Below are 19,245 nucleotides of genomic sequence, written 5' to 3' on the forward strand. Positions count from 1 at the left end.
CAGCGTCTGCACGATGTCGTCACGACCATCGACCAGCGCCGCAGCGACCTGCTCCATCTCGCCATAGCTCGCACCGAAGTCCGTCATGGTCTTCCCTTCCTCGAAGTCCCGTACGGCCCGCCTGGACCGTGTGCATCCACGCTACGAAGGGCCCGGTGGGGTGTCGATGGGCACAACTGCCCACCGCTCAGCGAGCGCCGCCCATCCACGTGCCGAGCCGGCCGAGCGGCGCGCGCGCAGCGTGGGCCGCGGCGTCGGGCGACACGACGCCCTGCATGCGCAGCCACCCCACGGCATCGGCGCGATCGGCGAGGAGGCGATCGCGCTCGGCGTCCGGCAGCGCGGCGACGAGGGTCTCGACGGCCGCGCCATCGGGTGCGCCGGCCGACACGGTCGACGGCCGCCCGCGTCGCGCGGCGCGGCGCAGGACGAGGAGGTGCGCGGCGCACGCGAGCGGACCGAGCAGCGCGACCGCGAGCCACCCCTGCCAGCCGTCGACGCCCTGGCGCTCCCCCACGAGCGCGATGCCGACGACGACGAGCACGGCGACGAGCCCGATGCCGATCGTCGCGCTCGTGCCGTCGCCCGACGTGCCGCGCAGCGCGGCGCGCACTGCCAGCACCGTCTGCACGACCGCCGTGAGGAGCATGGACGCCGCCGCGACCGGCACCGCTGCGGCGCCGTCGACGGGGTCGATGCCGAGCGGGTCGCCGATGATCGCGGCCGCACCCCACAGCGGCGCCCACACCACGGCGAGGCCCACGACGACCACGACGGCGACGGCAACGGCGAACCCGATGCGCCATCCCCGCCCGTCGGTCGCGACCGCGCGCCCCGCGGCGCCGAGCGCACGCAGGATGCGGGGATGCTCGTGCAGCACGTGCGCCTCGAGCTCGTCCCAGTCGGGACGGGCGCCGCGCGGCAGCGATCGCACCCACTCGGCGGCCGTCGTCACGGGGCCGCCGTCCACTCCTCGCCGCCATGCGACAGTCCGGGATCGCCGAGGTCGGCGCCCCGCCACGGCTCGCCGCCCACCTGCAGCGCGAGGTCGCGGGCGAGCACGCGCACGTCGTCGAGCAGCGCGGGCAGCAGCATGGCGAGCGTCGGCTCGAGCGTCACGACCACGAGCAGCCGCTCGTCGGCGAACGCCGCCTGCCAGCCCATGGTCGCGACGTCGTCGACCTCCTCCGAGTGGAACCACTCCCACCCGACCCCCATGCGCGCCTCGCCGAGGGCCGTCGCGACGTCGCCCGGATGCTCGAGCAGCTCGGCGCGCACGGCGTCGACGCCCGGCGACTCGTGGACCGAGACGCGCACGACGCCCGCGACCGGCACGGCCTCGGGCCACAGCTGGAGCACGAGCACGTCCTCCGGCTGCACGAGCTCGGTGGCGCGCTCGACGACGGCGGGCACGAGCACCTCGCCCGCCTCGCCCCAGTGCTCGGTCGCCGGGCGGATGCGCTCGGTGGCCTCGGCGATCCACCGCGCGCGCGCCGCGTCGTCCATGCCGAGCGGCAGCTGCAGCACGCGCTCGCTCGAGGCGTGCGCCTCGACGATGACGTCGAGCGTCGTCATGCGCTCGCCCCCGCCGGTCGGCGCCAGCGCAGCGTCGCGACCATCGCGTCCATGAGGAAGCGCGTCGCGACGAGCAGCGGCTCGTCGTCGGGCGCGTCGACCGGATGCGGCATGACGGCCGTGAGCACGAGCATGCGCGAGCGGTTCGTGCGCGGCACGGGCGTGAGGTAGTGCACGGTCGTCACGCCGAGGCGCTGGCCGTCCTGCGTCGTCTCGTCGCGCGCCTCGCGCCGCACGAAGCGACGGTCGTCGCCGAGCGGCGTGCCGCCGTCTGCGATGAGGCCTGCGACGGCGTCGTCGAGCCGCTCGCCGCCACGGCCGGAGCGGAAGGCCGCGCTGAGGCTCGCGGGCACGTAGCCCTCGACGTCGCCGATCGGCAGGATCACCGCCGCGCCGCCCGCACGCTGCAGCTGCTCGAACGCCTCGAGCAGGCTCTGCCGCACATGCGCGTACAGCTCGGGGCGATGCGCGCGCATCAGACGGTCGCGCGCCTGCCGCAGCAGCGCGTCGCGCGAGTCGTCGGAGGCATCCATCCGCACCCAACCCTCCGGCAGCTGCAGCACGAAGTCCGGGTCGGTGGCGCCGAGCTCGGCGCGAAGCGACGACATCACGCCTCGACCCTATCGACGTCCCGCTGGGGCATCAGTTGAAGACGCGGCTGTAGAGGCCTTCGCCCGTGCCGAGCCCGAGACCGGTGTTGACCCTGCCGAGCATCGTCATCTGCGTCGACACGAAGATGTCGAAGCCGTTCATGTTCATGAGCTTGCCCATGTCCTTGCCGGTGTGGATGCGCGCCATGATGTCGACGAACCTGCCCTCGGTGCCGTGGTTGCGCGCGAAGTGCGAGAACGAGTTGCGGAACCCCTGCGACATGGATCCCGTGTGGCGGAACGCCGCCCTGCCGGAGCCGAGCACGACCGACATCTCGGTGCGGATCGCCGAACGCCCCGGACCCGTGAGGAGCCCGCCCGCGACGTCGTCCATGAACTTCATCGACCCGAGCTTCGACAGGCTGCCGAACGGGATGACGCCGATCGCGGCGCCGATGACGTCGCCCCAGCCGGCGTCGCCCCTGGTCTTCTGGTACACGACGAGCACGAGCGTCGCGATGGCGACGATCGCCGCGAGCGCGCCGATGATGGGCCCGCCGATGACGAGCGCGGCAACCATGAGCACGACGCCAGCCCACTTGAGCACCGTGAGCGCCCCGGCGACGAAGCCGTCGAGGTCGTCCCACCGGGAGTCCTTGATCTTGCCTGCGAGCGCGGTGCCGACGTCGTCGGCGGCCGTCTCGAACGCCGTCTCCCACGTGTCGTAGTCGTCGTCGAAGAGGTCGGCCTCGGCCTTCCACGCGTCGTAGGCCTCCTCCTTGGCGTCGTCCTCTGCCTTCTGCGCCTTCGCCTCGTCGCTGTCGGCGTCGGGCTGCAGGAACCCGCCGACGCCGCGGCCGTCCTTGTCGCCGGGCAGCTCCTCGTACGTCTGCCAGAGGGTCTCGCAGTTCGCGACGTGGTCGTTGAGGCTGTCCTGCACCTGCGAGAGGGCGAAGCCGTAGCGCCACACCACGGGCCCCGTGGGCTTGTAGAGCTCGCCTGCCTCCTTGAGCGTGCCGTGGGCGCTGCCGACGCCCTCGACCAGCCTGTCGACGGCCTTGCCTCGCAGGCCGTGGGTGCCGTCGGCGAGCGACTGCAGCACCGTGGCGCTGTCGATCATCGTCTCGCCGAGCCTGCGGATCTCGGTGCCGCGGGCCATGATCTGCCCGGGCCTCCCCTCGAGCCGCTCGATCTCGTGGTCGTCGGGAGACCTGTCCATGCCGCCGAGCCAGCCCATCAGCCCTCCATCCCCTTCGCCGTCTCGACGTCCCAGTCGGTGAACCCGTCGAGGACGCCCTGCACGTGCTCCTGCACCTTCTTCAGGTCGTCGCGCAGCTCGTCGCGCTTGTCGTCCCAGCGATCCTCAAAGTCCTCGACCGCCTCCCGCAGCCGGTTCCGGCCGAAGGGATCGCCGATGGCGTCCTCGAGGCGGTCGGCGCGGCCCTCCGCGGCGTCGAACTCGGCGACGATCGTCACGAGGTACTCGTTGAGCGTCCGCAGATCGTCGAACTTCACCAGCACGTCCACGCGCCGCCTCCTTCTGCCGTCGGGTCGTCGTCCACGCTAGGTCGCGACGCTGGACGCCACCATGGGGAGGAGTCCCCATGGCGGCGCTCAGGCGGGCGGCAGCACGGTCGCGTCGCCGACGGGTGCGTCGGCGTGCGCGACGGCGGGGACGCCGACCGTCGCGAGCGGCACGGGCGCCGTCGCGGTCTGCACGAGCGGCATCTGCATCGTGACGGCACGGCCCGACTGCACGAAGATGCCGCGGCCGACCGGGAAGTCGGTGCGCTTCACCTTCGGGAACGGCACCTTGAACACCGAGTCGCCGTCGAACGCGTCGGGCTTCAGGATGATGCCCTTGCGGCCGGCCTTGAAGTCGCCGATGAAGCCGAAGCCGCTCGTGACCTGCGACACGTCGGCGTCGCCGACGAGGAAGTGGTCGGAGCGGTTCACGGCCTGCATGAGCTCCTTGAGCTTGCGCTCCGCGTCCGAGTCGGCGAACTGCGGCACGTTCTCGATGACGATCATGATGCGACCGGGGATCGACTCGTCCTTGACGACGTCGACGAGCTCGGTCGCGAGCGCCTTCGCATCGTCGACGTTCACGGCGCTGCGCACCCACGGCGCGTAGTCGTGCAGCACCGAGCGACGGCCCGCGAAGTGGAACAGACGCACGTCGGGGTCGAAGCGCAGCATGCCGTTGACGATCGCCTTCATGGCGTTCGTCTTGCCGGACTCGGGCGGCCCGGCGACGATGAACGTGCCGATCGCGTCGAACTCGCGCGGCGCCAGCGTGTCCTCGGCGACGCCGAGCACGGGGAAGCCCTTGATGCGCGCAGGCAGCTGGTCCTCCGACAGCCGCGTCGGCAGCGCGCCGATCTCCTCGACCTCTCGCGCGCCCTGCCTGCGCAGCTCGTCGGCCAGCTGCGCCATGAGCTTCGACTGCTCGGCGACGTTCGGCGTGCCGCCGAGCACCGCGATCTGCGTCTCGAACCCGTCGACGATCGCGCGGCCGGGCGCGGAGTGCTCGTCGAGCACGTCGCGCGCGACGCCCACCATGACGTACGCGTTCTCGTCGGCGAGGCGCAGCACGACGCGGCGCGACACGTTCGACGAGACGCCCGTGGGCACGGCGCCCGAGCGGTCTGCGGTGAACACCGCGTGCACGCCGAGCGGTCGACCCTCGCCGAGCATGCGCATGAAGACCGCGTAGAACGGCGCGCGCGCGCTCGTCATGTCCCACTCGGCCTTGAACTGCGGGAAGTTGTCGATGAGCACGATGATGCGCGGCATGCGCTCGCCCGTGATCTCGCGGAACTCCGAGATGTCGGATGCGTTCGCATCCGAGAACCGGCGCCCGCGCTCGTCGAGCAGCATGCCGAGCGACCGCAGCAGGCGCTGCACGCGCTCCGCGTCGTCGCCCGAGATGACCGAGCCCACGTGCGGCAGCACCTCGAGCGACCGCAGCGCACCGGAGGCGAAGTCGAGGCCGTAGACCTCGACGTCGTTCTCCGGCCGCATGCCCGCGCCGATGCCGACGGTGCGCAGCACGCTCGACTTGCCGGCGCCCGACGTGCCGTACACGAGCAGCGAGCCGTCGCGGTCCGGCACGAAGTACATCGGCTCCTGCAGCTGCCGCTCGGGGATGTCGGCCTTGCCGAGCAGGATGCGACGGTCGTCGTGGATCGGCAGGTCGCGGATGTCGACCGTGCGCTCGAGGTCGTCGAGCCACGGCCTGCGCGGCGCGGGGATGCCCGCCTCGAGCTGGGCGTCGATGAGCGTGCGCACGATGCGCTTCTGGTCGTTGGGGCCGGGGTCGCCGTCGTCGTCGACCTCGACCTGCTGCTGCCGCTCCCAGCGCACGAGCGAGCCGAAGCGCAGCTCGGCCACCTGCACGTCGGCGGTCTGCACGACGTCCTCCTCCGTCCATCCGCCCGCGTAGGCGGACTGGAAGGGCACGAGACGGCCGGGACCGGTCTTCGCGATGCCGCGGCCGGGGATCGAGGGGTCGAACGTGCCGGCCACGGGGTCGTCGACGACGTCCTTCGAGTCGGACTCGTCGGCCATGCGCAGCGCGACGCGAAGGTTCGTGTTGGCGCGCAGGTTGTCCTTGATGACGCCCGCGGGGCGCTGCGTCGCCATGATGAGGTGGATGCCGAGCGAGCGACCGCGCTGCGCGATGTCGACGACGCCGTCGACGAACTCGGGCACCTCGCCCGCGAGCGCCGCGAACTCGTCGATCACGAGCACGAGCGCCGGCGGGCAGTCGGGGTCGCGACGCTTCTCGAGCTCGAGCAGGTCCTTCGCCTTCTTGCGGTTGAAGAGATGCTCGCGATGGTGCAGCTCGGCGCGCAGGCTCGTGAGCGCACGGCGCACGAGGTGCGGCGACAGGTCGGTGACGAGGCCGACGCAGTGCGGCAGCTCGACGCAGTCGGCGAAGGCCGATCCGCCCTTGTAGTCGACGAAGAGGAACGTGACGCGATCGGGGCTGTGCGCCGCGGCCATGCCGAGCACCCAGGCCTGCAGGAACTCCGACTTGCCGGCTCCCGTCGTGCCGCCGACGAGGGCGTGGGGCCCCTGGGTGCGCAGGTCGAGCGTCATGGCGTCGGTCGCGCCCTGCCCCATGACGGCGCGCAGGTTGCCCGCCTTCTTGAGGCGCGGCTGCTGGGCGCCCGAGCGGTCGATGATCGTGTCGTTCTGGCGCCAGCGCTCGACGACGGCGCCCGGATCCTTCGCGATCTCGTGCCCCGTCAGCGACAGCAGCGTCACGGACGTGGGGATGTCGGAGGAGTCCTCGATGACCGTCGACGAGTCGACGACGGGCGCGAGGCGCTTCGCGAGCATGTGCATGTACTCGTTCGACACGCCCTCGACGACGACGTCGCGGTAGGTGACGCCCGAGCGCACCGTGCCGACGTTCGCCTGCTCGAGGCCCGCCGTGACGTCGATGAACGTGCGGCACGCGGCCGGCAGCGACTCGACCGTGGGCGCGACGAACAGCGTGTACACGCCGACGTCGGGACCGCGCTCGAGGATCTGCGTCAGACGCGGACGGTCGACGGGCGCGTCGTTCGTCACGATGAGCACGATCGCCGTGCCACCCGGGAACTTCGCCTCCTTCGACGCGCGCTCGACGTCGGTGCCGAAGTCCATCGGATCCCAGTCGTCCTTGTACGGCGGGCGCAGGTCGGCCTCGGTCTTCTTCGACCGCCGCATGATGTGCTCCTCGATCGCCGAGAGCAGCCCCTGCCCCGTCGGCGCCGAGTCGGCGAGCGGCATGTCCTTGAAGGGGTTCTTCTCGCTCGAGGTGTGCGGCAGCCACTTCAGCCACTCGAGCTCCTCGACCCAGTCGGGGTCGGCGAGCGCGACCGCGACGACGTCGTTCGGCGCGTGGAGGCCGAAGAGCTGCACGCCGAGGCCGCGCAGCGCGTCGCTCGCGGCAGCCTTCGGACCTGCGACGCCGAGGGATCCCGTCGACAGCAGCGTCTCGAAGACGGGCACGTCGGAGATCATCGCGTAGCGCTCCTGCAGCGCGTCGACGCGCTCGACGTACTCGGGCAGACCCTCCTGCACCTCCGCGCGCTTCACCTCGTTGCGGCTCTCGGTCGTGCAGGTGCCCAGGCGCACGCCGAGGAAGTTCCAGTGCTCGGGACGCCGCGTCCACAGCATCGGACCGAGCCGCATCGCGTGGTCGAAGACCTCGGCGACGGGCGGCGCCTCGAGGTTGCGCACGCGGCGCTCCTCCGGGATGGCGCGGTACAGCAGCTCCTCGAGCCGCTCGAACTGCTTCTCGAACGTCGCAGCCTCGGCCTTGATCTTCTGCCCGAGCTGCGTGCGCTGCGAGATGAAGTTGCCGGCGAGCATCAGCGGCGTCATGAACGCGACGATGAGCGACCGCGCACGGCCCGTCATGGCGAAGAGCGTCGAGGCGAGGATGATCGGCGCGATGAGCATCGGCCACGGGAACATCCGCGACGACGGCTCCTTCGGCATGCGCGGCTCGTCCCATGCCTCGCCCGAGTAGCGCTCCTCGACGCGCGGGCTGCGGTTGAACATGAGCGAGCCGCCGCGCTCGAGCACGGGGTCGGCGCCGCCCGCGTCGAACGCGCCGGCGAGCTGCACCTGCAGCACCGACTCGCCGAGGGTGAACGGCTGCCCGGGGATGACGCGCAGGCGCGAGACGAGCTGGCCGTCGACGAGCACGCCGTTCGCCGAGTTGAGGTCGACGACCTCGATGTGCGTGCCGACCTCGATGCGCGCGTGGCGCTTCGACACCTGACGGTCGCCGACGACGACGTCGCACGAGGGGTCGCGCCCGATGGTGTGCTGCCCCGCCGAGAGCTGCACCTCGAGCCCTGCCGCGGGACCGCCGACGACGCGCAGGACCGCGAGCGCCGGACCGCCGGCGTTCGCCGAGCGCTGCGCCCGACGCGGGCCGAGCGGCAGCAGCGCGGCGTTGAAGCCGGATCCGATCGCCGCCTCGTTGATGAGGGCGTCGGGCTCGAGCGGCTCGAGCCTCGGGCTCGTGGGCGGCGCGACGGCGAGGGTCACCGCCTGGTCGTCGGCGATCGCGATGCCGCCGGCGGGATCGGCATCGGCGATCTGCCGCGCGACGTCCTCGACCGTCGCGGTCGAGTCGGCCGTCACGACGATGTCGCGCGGCGCAGCGCCATCCTTGTGCAGCGTCAGCTTGACCTTCATGCGTCCGTCCCCTCGTCGTCCGCACCGCGCAGCGCATCGTCGTCGAGCAGCGCGAGGTCGGCGCGCGTCACGAGCTGCGACGACACCGCGTACTCGACGAGTCGCGCCCTGCGGTTGCTCGCGAGCCTGCCCGCGCCGCCGCGGAGCCCCTGCACGCCCATGCGGTCGAGCTTGTCGCACACGTTGTCGAGCTTGCGGTTGAAGCGCGACATCGACCAGCCGAGCCGCTCGGCGGCGGCGGTGCTCGTGGGCAGCTCGCTCACCCCGACGCCCTCGCGTCGCAGCATCGGCTCGGCGAGCGCGACGATGAGCGCCTTCTGCAGCGCCGTGAGCTGCGAGGGCATCACGGTCGCGTCGCCCACGGGCGCCGAGTGGCCGCTCGCAGCCATCGCGAAGGGCGCCGTCGTCGTCTGGACGCCGATCTCGTACGTCGTCGGACCAGCGGTGAAGACGATGACGCACTCGGCGAAGACGAGCGGCAGGCTCGCCCCGGGCGACAGCCACGACTGCACGGCGCCGCCGGCGCTCGACAGCGTCGCAGACAGGCGCGAGCCGACGTTCGCGAGCCACCACAGCCCATCCCGATGCTGGATCTCGAGGAACGCCCGATGCAGGTACGGGTTGTCGTCGACCGCGAGGTCGCCCTCGCGCCCGATCGTGAACGGCCGGTCGGCGGCGGGGTCGAACCACTCGCCGGCGAACTCCACGCGGATCGTGGTGGGGTCAGGCATCGACGCACTCCTCATCGAACGTGGACTGCAGGCCGCTCGTGCGCTGGATCGCGACCGACAGGCACGTGCTGCCGTCGGGGTCGACCGGCACGACGTACTCGGCGACGAGCGCCGAGTCGCGGATGGGCGTGCCCGACGACGGGCTCGTGCGCACGACGAAGGTGTCGCCGTCCAGGGGCGACGGGTTCGCCCACGTGAAGCGCACCTGGTCGCCCTCGACGACGCCCGTGAGCGCGATGGGCGGCGAGGGCGCGTTCGCCTCGGGGGCCGCGATCGTCGACGTCGGGTCGCCCGGCTGCTCGCCGCGCTCGGCGGTGACCGCAAGCCAGACGCCGGCGCCCAGCACGAGCACGAGCACCACGGCCGCCGCCGCGACGACGACCGGCGTGCGCGACCGCCTGCGGCGCACCGCCTGCGCCTGCTCGGCCGCGGCACCCCACGGCGAGGCGGGATCGGCGGCGACCGGCAGCTCGCCGGGGCGCGGGATGGGCGGGCCAGCCACGGCGGTCGCCTGCGGATCTCCCGGCGCGCGCAGCACCGTCGCATCCGAGACCGCCGCCACCGCCGCCGCGTACGTCGGCGGCGTGGGCGCGGGGGTCGACGTCGCGAGCCGCGGCGGGTCGTCGACGTGCGGGTCGATCTCGACCACGCCGCGGATGCGCGTCGCCCCGCCGTCCTGGTCGTCGACCTCGTCGACGGGCAGCGAGTCGTCGAGCACGTCCATCTGCGTGACGGAGAGGCTCATCTCGGCCTCGACCTGCTGCAGCGCACGACCGAGCGCCTGCGCGCTCGCGTACCTCCTGCGCGCATCCACCTCCATCGACGACCGCAGCACGGCCTCGAGCGACGCCGGGACGTCGGAGCGCGCGAGCGGCGCGACGTCGCCGCGCTGGATGCGGGTCATGACGTCGAGGCTCGTGTTCGAGCCGCCCGGCAGCTCGAACGGCGACCTGCCGGCCAGCAGCGTGTACAGCGTCGCCCCGAGGGAGAAGACGTCGGACTCGCGGCCGCTCCACGGCTGCTCGGCGAACGACTCCGGCGGCGCCCACGGGATCGACATGCCCGTCGAGCCGTCGACCATGCCCGTCGTCGTCGCGATGCCGAAGTCGGTGAGCGCCGGCCGGTTGTAGGCGGTGACGAGGATGTTCGCGGGCTTGATGTCGCGATGCAGCACGCCCGCGCGATGCGCGGTCTCGACGGCTCCGGCGATCTGCACGCCGAGCGCGAGCACCTCCGCCACCGAGAAGCGGTCGTTGCGGTAGCGCACGCCGAGGTTCGGTCGCGGGCAGTACTCCATCACGAGGTACGGTCGGCCGTCGTCGGAGACCGCGGCGCCGTAGATCGTCACGATCGAGGGATGCGACGACAGCTGGGCCATGACGTTGGCCTCCTGCCGGAAGTGCTCGACGACGTCGCGGTCGACGGCGCCCGTGAGCAGCACCTTCACGGCCACGGGACGCGACGGCAGCACCTGCTCGTAGAGGAAGACGTCGGCGAAGCCGCCGGATGCGACGAGCCTGCGGAACTCGTAGCCGGGCAGCTGCGGCGGCGGCGCGGGCGCGCGGCGCGCGCTCATCGCGTGCCCCGCCCGTCGACGCGCTCGACGCGCTCGACGCGCACGACGACGCCGTCGCCGAGGTCGAGGCGGTCGCCGAACGCGACGAGCTGGGGCGCATCGGCGCGCAGGCGCATGGGCGCCGCGCCGTCGCGCAGCAGCACGGTGCCGTTCGTCGAGTCGAGGTCGACCGCGAGCACGTTCCAGTCCTCGCAGCGCAGCTCGAGGTGGCTGCGCGAGATGTCCTCGCTCGGGCTGTGCACCGTGACGAGCCGCGGCACGCGCCCGTGCTCGACGCGGCGGCTGCTCGGGCGCCTGCCGAGCACGACGCCGCGCCCGAGCGGCACGCGCTCGCCGCCCGGCAGCACGACGTCGGCGAACTCGGGCCGCGCGCGCTGGTCGGACGAGCCGTGGGCGATGGGCTCGCCGCATGCGCACGCCGTCGCGCCGGGAGGGTTCACGTGGCCGGCGGCGCACAGCGTCGACAGCACGACGGGGCCCGTCGCGGGGCCGAGCGCCGGCGCGGGAGGCTCGGCTGCGTCGGCATGCTCGCGCGCCGCGTCGGCGAGGGCGCGCGCGGCGTCGCCTGCGATCGTCATGCCGTCGTGGTCGCCGACCGCGAGATCGGGGACCTCGACGACCGCGGCGGGTCGGATGAAGCCGGGCACGGAGTCGATGATGCCGACGATGCCTGCATGCGCGGTCTGCGTCTCGGGCTCGGGATGCGACACGGGCTCGCCCTGCGACTGCGGCGCGGGGGCGGGCTCGAACGTCGTCGACGGCACAGGGTCCGCCGGGTGGGCGGCCGGCGGTGCATGCTCGACGAGCCGCTCGGGTGCTGCGGGCGGCTCGGGCTCGGCGGCAGGCTCGGGCTCGACGGCAGGCTCGGGCTCCGCGACCGGCTCGCGCCCCGCGGCGGGCTCGGGCTCAGGCTCGGGCTCCACGACAGGCTCGCGCTCCGCGACGGGCTCGCGCTCCGCGACGGGCTCGGGCCGTGCGACGGGCATCGCGTCGACGTCGGCACGGGCCGGCGCATCCGCCACTGCCGCGACGAGCTCGACGCGCACGGCGCTCGCGAGCACGACGCCGCCCTCGACGGGCAGCGCGTCGGCGAGGGCGCCCACGGCGCCGAACGCCACCGTCGACCCCGTCGGCAGCAGGTCGCTCCCCCACGCCTCGCCCGCGCGCTCCGGCAACGGCCCATCGGCCACGGCCGGCACGCCGCGCCTGCGCCACAGCAGCCATCCGTCGTCGACGGGCTCGAGCACGGCGAGCGCCAGCGGATCGTCGCGCAGCTCGGCAGCCGACGGCGAGGCGCCGTGGATCGCAGCGGCACCTGCGGGGTCGAGGCCGCGATCGAGCACGACGAGGCGATCGCCGCGCACGACGCACCACGCCTCGCCGACCGTGTACGACGCGCGCATCAGCGACGCCTCGCGGTCGGCACGGTGTCGTCGACGAGCGCGCCGCGATGCGTGTCCTCGAGCTCCCAGGCACCCGAGACCTCGTCGACGTCGACGACGACGACCGTGACGTTGTCGCGACCACCCGCGCGCAGGGCGCGGGCGACGAGCGAGGCCGCGGCATCCGCAGGCGAGGGCGTCGCGCGCAGGACGCCCGCGATCTCGTCGTCGTCGAGCTCGCTCGAGAGTCCGTCCGAGCACACGAGCAGGCGCTGGCCCTGCTCGGCGGGCAGCAGCCAGCTGTCGGGCGCGAGTTCCTCGCCCGCGCCGATCGCGCGCGTGATGACGTGGCGCTGCGGATGCGTGCGCGCCGCGGTGCGCTCGACCGCGCCGGCGTCGACGAGCTCCTGCACGACCGAGTGGTCGACGCTCACCTGCTGCAGCACGCCGCGCTCGAGCAGGTAGGTGCGCGAGTCGCCGACGTTGAGCACGTACCAATGGGCGACGCCGCCGACGTCGACCGCGACGGCACCCGCGAGGGTCGTGCCACCTGCCGCGCCGTGCCACGCAGCCTCGTGCCGCACGGCGCGGAACGCGCGCTCGACGCTCTGCTCGACGCCGTCGACCGTCGCGAGCGTGCGGCCCTTCAGGGTGCGGAACGACTCGATGGCGAGCGCGCTCGCGACGTCGCCGGACGCCTGGCCGCCCATGCCGTCGGCGACGAGGAAGACCGGGAACGACGCGAAGACCGAGTCCTCGTTCATCGACCTCGCACCCTCGTGCGTCGCACCCGCCCAGCGCAGCACGATCGCCGCATGCTCGTAGCGGTACTCGCCGACGTGCAGCTCAGCCACGCGTGATCACCGCCCTGCGATCGCCGAGCAGCACGGTGTCGCCCACCTCGGCGCGCGTCGGCACGCCGCCGACGAGGCGCGTCTCCTTGCCGCCGTGCACGATGGCCGTGCCGTTCGTCGAGTGGCGGTCGATCACCTGGATCGTGCCGCCCTCGACGTCGATCGCGACGTGCGTCTTCGAGACCGAGCGCGTGTCGTCGGGGATCGGCACGAGCGTGCCGGCCTCGCCGGGCTGCAGCGTGGGGTTGCGGCCGATCAGCACGCGGCCGCCGAGCCGGATGCGCCCACCGTCGTCGAGCTCGAGCACGAGCGCCCGGGGACGCGCGATGCGCGTCGCCTCGAGATCGTCGTCGTCGTCGCCCGCGCCGCGCACGATCGTGGCCTCGGAGACCTGCTCGCCCCGGGCTGCGGCCGGGGCCGGGATGGGAGGGGTCGGGGTCGGCGCCACGGGCTGCTGCGCCACGGGCTGCTGCGCCGTCTGCTGCCCACCCTGCTGCGCGCCCGCGGGATCGGCCTGCGGCGGCATCCATCCCTGCGGCGGCGCCGATGCGCCAGCGCCCTGCGCGGGGGCGGTCACGATCGGCGGCTGGCCGGGCGTCTGCTGCGGCGCGACCGGCGCAGGCGACGACACGCCCTGCACGGGCGTGCCCGCCTGCTGCACCTGCGGCGCGCTCGGCACGCCCACGGGCCGCGCGAACGGCGACGACGGCACCGACGGCGCGGGCACGGGCGCCGCCTGCGGCACGCCCGCTGCGGGCGCGCCGCTCAGCTCGCCGGGCCGGTACGGCGCCGCGGGCGCAGCCTGCGCGTGCGGGGCCGCATGCGGCTGCTGCGCCGCCGCCTGCTGCTGCGACGACGCGAGGCCCACGACCGGCTGCTCGCCCGGCGCGTGCGGCCGGGCTGCGCCCAGCACGCCCGCGCTCACGCGCGCCCCCGGCTGGTACGCCGTCGGTGCGCCGTGCTGCACGGGCGTCGCGAGCGACGGCAGCGCCTGCTGCGCGGCCACGGGATCGGCGGCGACGGTCTTGCGCGCGATGCGCATGCGCTTCACGTCGTACGGGTCGAGCCCGTTCGTCGCATCCACGAGCCAGGTGCGCCCGACGAGGTCGAGCCATCCGCGGCGCCGCTGCCGGTCGAGCAGCGGCGAGCAGAGGAACAGCGCCGGCCCCACGATCGGCACGATCGACGACGCGGAGAGCACGACGCCCCGCAGCAGCGCGCGACCGAAGCCCGGGCTCGAGAGCGTCGCGACGTTGACGGTGCGCAGCCCCGTGAGCGCCTTGCCGAGCGTGACGCCCTTCTTGCCGTGCAGCACGAGCTGCACGATCGTGAACGCGAGGGTGAGCACGACCGAGACGGCCATCATGACGACCGTGAGCACGAAGTCCGGGTGGTTCAGGAACCCGTACCAGCTCGTCGCGCCCGACGCGAGGCTCACGAGCCGTGGCGAGGCGCCGATGACGAGCGGCAGCGACAGGAGCGCGTAGACCGCGGCGTCGACGAGCGTCGCCGCGACGCGACGGCCGAGCGGCGCCGGGATGAGCCCGAGGCTCGCGGCGTACGCCGGGTCGGGGATGCCGTCCTCGTCGACGCCTTCCGGTCGCTTCGACGCGCCGTCCTCGATCGACCAGATCATCGACCCCTCCGCTCCACTCGGCGGCGGAGGAACGAGCGCAGCGAGAGCATCCCGAGGATCCTCGTGCGCCTGCTCGCCTCCTGCCGCATGGCAGCCACGCTGCGGTCGACATCCTTCCAGAACGCGTCGATCTCGCCCCGATGCGGCTCCCCGGGGCCGAAGACTCCGGAGTCGACGTACTCGCCGATCGCCGTCGCGCGCGAGCCCGGGTAGCGCTCCTCGACCGACGAGGCCGTCTCGCGTCGCGTGATGCCGGCGGGCACGGGCAGCCCGAGGTCGACGGCCTCGTCGACCACCTGATGCCAGCCGCCGGCGAGGCGCTCGCTCTCGCTCGCGGCCTCGATGCGCCGCCGTCTGCGCCGGGCCTTCAGCGCCCCGATGACGAGGAACGGCAGCGCGAGCAGCAGCAGGAGGCCCAGGATGATGCCCGCGACGGCGAGCACGATGAGCCAGACCGTCGAGCCCTGCTCCTCCTCGTCGTCCTGCGCCTGGTCGGGCTGCGTGTTGGGCAGCAGCTCGGCGGGCTCCTCCGGCGGCTGCGGGGGCTGCAGCACCTGCGGGCGCGGATCGGGCTGGGGCTGCGGCTCGGGCTCGACCTGCGTGTTCTCCTCCGGCGGCGTGGGCGTGAACGGCACCCAGCCGACGCCCTGGAACGAGACCTCGACCCACGCGTGCATGTCGCCGCCCGTGAGCTCGACGGGGCCCTCGTCGCCCTCGAAGCCCTCGTCGCCCGGGTACAAGCCCATGACGACGCGCGCAGGCACGCCGTAGAACTCGAGCGCGAGCGCGAAGGCCGCCGCGTACTGCTCGTCGTCGCCGAGCAGCGTCTCGGCGTCGAACATCTGCGTGAGGCGCCTGGCGCCGTGACCGGCGAGCGAGGGCGCCTCGCTCTCGCCGACGCCGTGGCTGAACGCGCCCGCGCGCAGCACGGCAGCCATCGCGAGGATGTTGTCGAGCGTCGTGCGCTCGGTGGCGTGCGTCGACACGAACGCCGTGATGAGCTCGGGCATGTCCTCGGCAGCGGGCATGTCGATGTCGGATGCGGGCAGACCCTCGAGATCCTCGACATCGGGCAGCGTCGGCACGATCGCGTCGACCGTGTACGAGTCGCCCGGCCCGAGGCCCGCCTCCGCGAGCACGTTGCCCGTGAGGCCGTTGTACGCGAGCGACGACTGCAGCGCGACGGCGTCGTCGCCTGCGAAGTCGATGCGCTCGGCGTAGCCGACGCTCGGCACCCACACGCCCGCGTACTCGCCGACCTCGACCTCGATCGTCGTGGGCGTGCCCGGCTGCGACGCGTCGATCGCGTCGCCGACCCGCGTGAACGAGCCCGACGCCGACGACTCCTGGCTCCCCGCGACCGCGTAGACGGTGCCGTCGTACCAGTCGAGCGTCGCGAGGCGCAGCCGCGACCCCTCCGGCATGCCCGAGACCGTCAGGAGCGTCGCCTCCTCGTAGTTCTTGTGCCAGAGGCGGAAGCCCGCGAGCGGGCTCGGGTAGTCGGCGAGCTCGATGGGCGGCTCGACGTCGTCGCGCAGCACCTGCCGGTCGGTGAAGGCGATGGGCAGGCCCGCGACGCTCGAGACGAGCGCGGCGGCGGCGACCATGCCGACGCCGCCGAGCAGGCGGCGGCGCGCGAACGCCCTGCGGTTGGCGTCGTCGCGCGTGACCTCGACCTCCTCGGCGAGGTTGCGACGCGCGGTCGCGCCGCGCCATGCGATCCATGCGATCGACGTGCAGGCCGTGACGACGCCGAGCAGGATGGGCTGCGCGGCGATGCGGGTGCCGAACGCGATGCCGACGACGAGCGCCACGAGGCCGGGCAGCATCGCCCAGGCCGCCCCGCGTCGCAGGCGGATCGCGAGCACCGTCGCGACCGCGCCGCACAGGAGCATCGTGAGCATCGGCACGACGAGCAGGCTCGGGAAGCCCTGCACGGGCGGCTGCGCCGTGAGCAGGCTGCGCCACGACACGAACGAGCCGAGCATGAGCTCGCGCAGCCCGTCGAGCGTGGGGATGACGCCGCCGATCGTCGCGTGCCGCACCGCGAGCGCCGGGCCGACGACGACGTACGCCACGACGACGCCCGCGACCGTCACGAGCCAGCCGCGCAGCGGCCGCAGCGACGTCACGACGCCGACGAGGATGCCCGCGAGCGCGCCGCCGATGCCCGCGATGGCGTAGTCGACGCCGCCGAAGACGGGGCCGAACGCGAGCGTCGCCATCGTGAGCACGACGAGGATCGCGGCGCAGTCGATCGCGACCTGCCACGGCCTCCTGGGCAGCAGCGGCTCGCGGGTCGTCGCCGACGGCGCGGGGGCGTCTGCGCTCACTGCTCGCTCACCGCCCTCACGATGCGGGGCAGCTCGACGATCGAGGGCAGCTGCGCGAGGGTGGCGTTGCCGAGCGGCTGCACGCGCGCCTTCGTGCCCGCGATGGCCTGGATCACGAGGATGCGCGCCTGCGAGGGCAGCAGCGACGTCGCGCGCCGCACCGTCGCGACGTCGACGCCGCGGCCCGCGTGCAGCATGACGACGGACGCGCCGGGGTGCTGGCGCCCGATCTCGCCCGCGAGCCCGATGAGGCGGTCGTGGCGGGGACTCCAGTCGACGCCCGAGAGGCCGTCCAGCAGGCGCTTGCCGTTCGTGGCGGGCAGCGAGCGGCGCGAGGTGCGCACGACGACGTCCATCTCGTCGCGGATGGCCTGCAGGCCGAGCGAGCCGAGCACGGAGATGGCGGTCTCGAGCTCGTCGGGGTCGCCGTAGTCGTCGGGGTTCGTCGAGAGGCCGAGGGCGAGCACGGAGCGCCTCGTCTGCTCGAACTGGCGCACCATCAGCTGGCCCGTGCGCGCCGACGACTTCCAGTGGATGTAGCGGCGGTCGTCGCCCGCGACGTAGTCGCGGAGCGCGTGGAACGCGATGTCGGAGTTCGTGAGATCGCGGGTCGTGATGCCCTCGAGGTCGCGGATGAGGCCGGGCGCCGTCTCGTCGAGCTGCACGGTGCGGGGATGCACGAAGAGCTCGACGGGCTCCGTCCACCGCACCTGGCGACGCAGGATGCCGAGCGGGTCGCCCTTCACCGAGCGCACGGGCCCGACGCGCAGCACCGCGCGACGGGAGGTGGGGATGGCGAAGACGTCCTCGTGCACGTCGCGCGGCTGCATGCGCGGCAGGTGGAAGGCTGCGACGGCCGAGCCGACGGGCACCTCGATCGTCGCCGGCATGAGCGGACGCGAGCTCGCGGAGTGGATCTCGATGCGGCCGAGCGCGCGCTCGCCGACGACGACGCGCGTATACGCCAGGTCGAGCTCGATGCGGTACATCGTGCGGCCGATGACGTAGGCGACGGCGATCGCCAGCAGCACGCCGCCCGCGATGGCGATGACGACGAGCTCGGTCCACTCGAGCGCGAGCCCCAGCACGAGCGCCGCGACGGTGATGCCGATCGCGACCCATCCGAATCGCGTGACGGGCCGCAGCACGGGCAGCGTCGCGCGTGCGCCGCGCGCGACGACGCGACGCGCGCCGTGCACGGCATCCGAGTCGACGATGGCGCGCATGCCGCCGCCCACGGAGGCGAGCACGGCGCGCGGCGAGCGCGGCAGCGCGCGCCGCGCGCGCGGCGGCGTCTGCTGCTGCTCGTCCGGCGCGGGTGCGCTCGCAGCCGAGGGAGCGGGCTGCTGCCCGCTCGGCGGCACGGTCTGCGTCATCAGACCATCGCCCGTTCCTGCGGCGCCGGCACGTCGGCGATCGCGCGCTCGATGACGCGCTCGCCCGTGACGCCCGAGAACTCGGCCTCGGGGTCGAGCACGACGCGGTGCGCCCACACGGGCTGCGCGAGCGCCTTCACGTCGTCGGGCAGCACGTAGTTGCGGCCGCGCGCCGCCGCCCACGCCTTCGCGGCGCGCGTGATCGCCATGGCGCCGCGCACCGAGACCCCCAGGCGCGTGTCCTTCGAGTCGCGCGTGTGCTCGGCGAGGCCTGCGACGTAGTCGAGCACCGCGGCGTCGACGTGCGCCGTCGCGGCGAGGTCGATCATCTCGGCGACGGCCGAGGTCGTGACGATGGGCTGCACGAGCGACGACGCGTTGCGCTGCGACGCACCCGCGAGGATGCGCACCGTCTGCTCGCGACCGGGGTAGCCGATCGACGTCTTCATGAGGAAGCGGTCGAGCTGCGCCTCGGGCAGGCGGTACGTGCCCGCCTGCTCGATGGGGTTCTGCGTCGCGATGACCATGAAGGGGCGACCGACCTCGTACGGGTCGCCGTCGACGGTGATGCGCCCCTCCTCCATGACCTCGAGCAGCGCCGACTGCGTCTTCGGGCTCGCGCGGTTGATCTCGTCGGCGAGCACGATCTGGGCGAAGATCGGTCCCTTGTGGAACTCGAACGCCTGCGTCTTCTGGTCGTAGACCGTGACGCCCGTGACGTCGGAGGGCAGCAGGTCGGGGGTGAACTGGATGCGCGTGTTCGCGCCGGCGACCGTCGCGGCCATCGACTTCGCGAGCTGCGTCTTGCCGGTGCCCGGGGCGTCCTCGAGCAGCAGGTGACCCTCGGAGAGCATCGCCGTGAACGCGAGCGCGATCACGTCGTCCTTGCCGAGCACGACCGCGCCCACGTTCGCCACGAGACGCTGGAACGTCTCCTGGAACCATGCCGCCTGCTCGCGGGTCATCGTCATCGCCATGTCGGCGCTCC

At 73.4% G+C, this 19,245-nt stretch carries 14 protein-coding genes; all 14 read right to left on the minus strand.

Going from position 1 to position 19,245, the window contains the following annotated elements:
- Positions 1-187: 187 nt before the first annotated feature.
- The 14 genes from ACFQPP_RS00005 to ACFQPP_RS00070 all read right to left on the minus strand — a co-directional run bounded on the left by ACFQPP_RS00005 (position 188) and on the right by ACFQPP_RS00070 (position 19,228).
- Complete coding sequence (locus ACFQPP_RS00005) at positions 188-955, minus strand: hypothetical protein (RefSeq protein ID WP_376914386.1); 768 nt, start codon at positions 953-955, stop codon at positions 188-190.
- The gene (locus tag ACFQPP_RS00010) at positions 952-1,575 is read right to left on the minus strand and encodes a hypothetical protein (protein ID WP_376914388.1); all 624 of its coding nucleotides are present in this window, start codon (positions 1,573-1,575) and stop codon (positions 952-954) included. Before ACFQPP_RS00010 ends, ACFQPP_RS00005 begins: the two co-directional genes overlap by 4 nt.
- Positions 1,572-2,186, minus strand: coding sequence for a hypothetical protein (locus tag ACFQPP_RS00015; protein ID WP_376914390.1), 615 nt, complete (start codon positions 2,184-2,186; stop codon positions 1,572-1,574). The genes ACFQPP_RS00010 and ACFQPP_RS00015 overlap by 4 nt, the downstream gene beginning before the upstream one ends.
- 31 nt (positions 2,187-2,217) lie before the next feature.
- Positions 2,218-3,384, minus strand: coding sequence for a hypothetical protein (locus ACFQPP_RS00020; RefSeq protein WP_376914391.1), 1,167 nt, complete (start codon positions 3,382-3,384; stop codon positions 2,218-2,220).
- Between the two features lie 17 nt (positions 3,385-3,401).
- A complete protein-coding gene (locus tag ACFQPP_RS00025; RefSeq protein WP_376914392.1) occupies positions 3,402-3,692 on the minus strand; it encodes a hypothetical protein in 291 nt (96 codons plus the stop codon).
- 87 nt (positions 3,693-3,779) lie between these two features.
- Positions 3,780-8,369: an FtsK/SpoIIIE domain-containing protein gene (locus tag ACFQPP_RS00030; RefSeq protein WP_376914394.1), complete on the minus strand. Its 4,590-nt coding sequence runs from the start codon at positions 8,367-8,369 to the stop codon at positions 3,780-3,782.
- Positions 8,366-9,100, minus strand: a complete 735-nt coding sequence (locus ACFQPP_RS00035; protein WP_376914395.1) for a hypothetical protein — start codon at positions 9,098-9,100, stop codon at positions 8,366-8,368. Before ACFQPP_RS00035 ends, ACFQPP_RS00030 begins: the two co-directional genes overlap by 4 nt.
- Positions 9,093-10,676 (minus strand): serine/threonine-protein kinase, encoded by a 1,584-nt coding sequence (locus tag ACFQPP_RS00040; RefSeq protein WP_376914396.1) that lies wholly within the window; start codon positions 10,674-10,676, stop codon positions 9,093-9,095. Before ACFQPP_RS00040 ends, ACFQPP_RS00035 begins: the two co-directional genes overlap by 8 nt.
- Positions 10,673-12,079, minus strand: a complete 1,407-nt coding sequence (locus tag ACFQPP_RS00045; RefSeq protein WP_376914398.1) for an FHA domain-containing protein — start codon at positions 12,077-12,079, stop codon at positions 10,673-10,675. Before ACFQPP_RS00045 ends, ACFQPP_RS00040 begins: the two co-directional genes overlap by 4 nt.
- A complete protein-coding gene (locus tag ACFQPP_RS00050; RefSeq protein ID WP_376914400.1) occupies positions 12,079-12,912 on the minus strand; it encodes a PP2C family protein-serine/threonine phosphatase in 834 nt (277 codons plus the stop codon). Before ACFQPP_RS00050 ends, ACFQPP_RS00045 begins: the two co-directional genes overlap by 1 nt.
- Positions 12,905-14,548 (minus strand): RDD family protein, encoded by a 1,644-nt coding sequence (locus ACFQPP_RS00055; protein ID WP_376914402.1) that lies wholly within the window; start codon positions 14,546-14,548, stop codon positions 12,905-12,907. The genes ACFQPP_RS00050 and ACFQPP_RS00055 overlap by 8 nt, the downstream gene beginning before the upstream one ends.
- Positions 14,545-16,881 (minus strand): transglutaminase domain-containing protein, encoded by a 2,337-nt coding sequence (locus tag ACFQPP_RS00060; RefSeq protein WP_376914404.1) that lies wholly within the window; start codon positions 16,879-16,881, stop codon positions 14,545-14,547. Before ACFQPP_RS00060 ends, ACFQPP_RS00055 begins: the two co-directional genes overlap by 4 nt.
- Positions 16,878-18,257: a DUF58 domain-containing protein gene (locus tag ACFQPP_RS00065; RefSeq protein ID WP_376914405.1), complete on the minus strand. Its 1,380-nt coding sequence runs from the start codon at positions 18,255-18,257 to the stop codon at positions 16,878-16,880. Before ACFQPP_RS00065 ends, ACFQPP_RS00060 begins: the two co-directional genes overlap by 4 nt.
- Positions 18,257-19,228 (minus strand): AAA family ATPase, encoded by a 972-nt coding sequence (locus ACFQPP_RS00070; protein ID WP_376915278.1) that lies wholly within the window; start codon positions 19,226-19,228, stop codon positions 18,257-18,259. Before ACFQPP_RS00070 ends, ACFQPP_RS00065 begins: the two co-directional genes overlap by 1 nt.
- Between the last annotated feature and the right edge of the window lie 17 nt (positions 19,229-19,245).

It is taken from the genome of Agrococcus sp. GCM10030265, assembly GCF_042666675.1.
Taxonomy (GTDB): Bacteria; Actinomycetota; Actinomycetes; order Actinomycetales; family Microbacteriaceae; genus Agrococcus.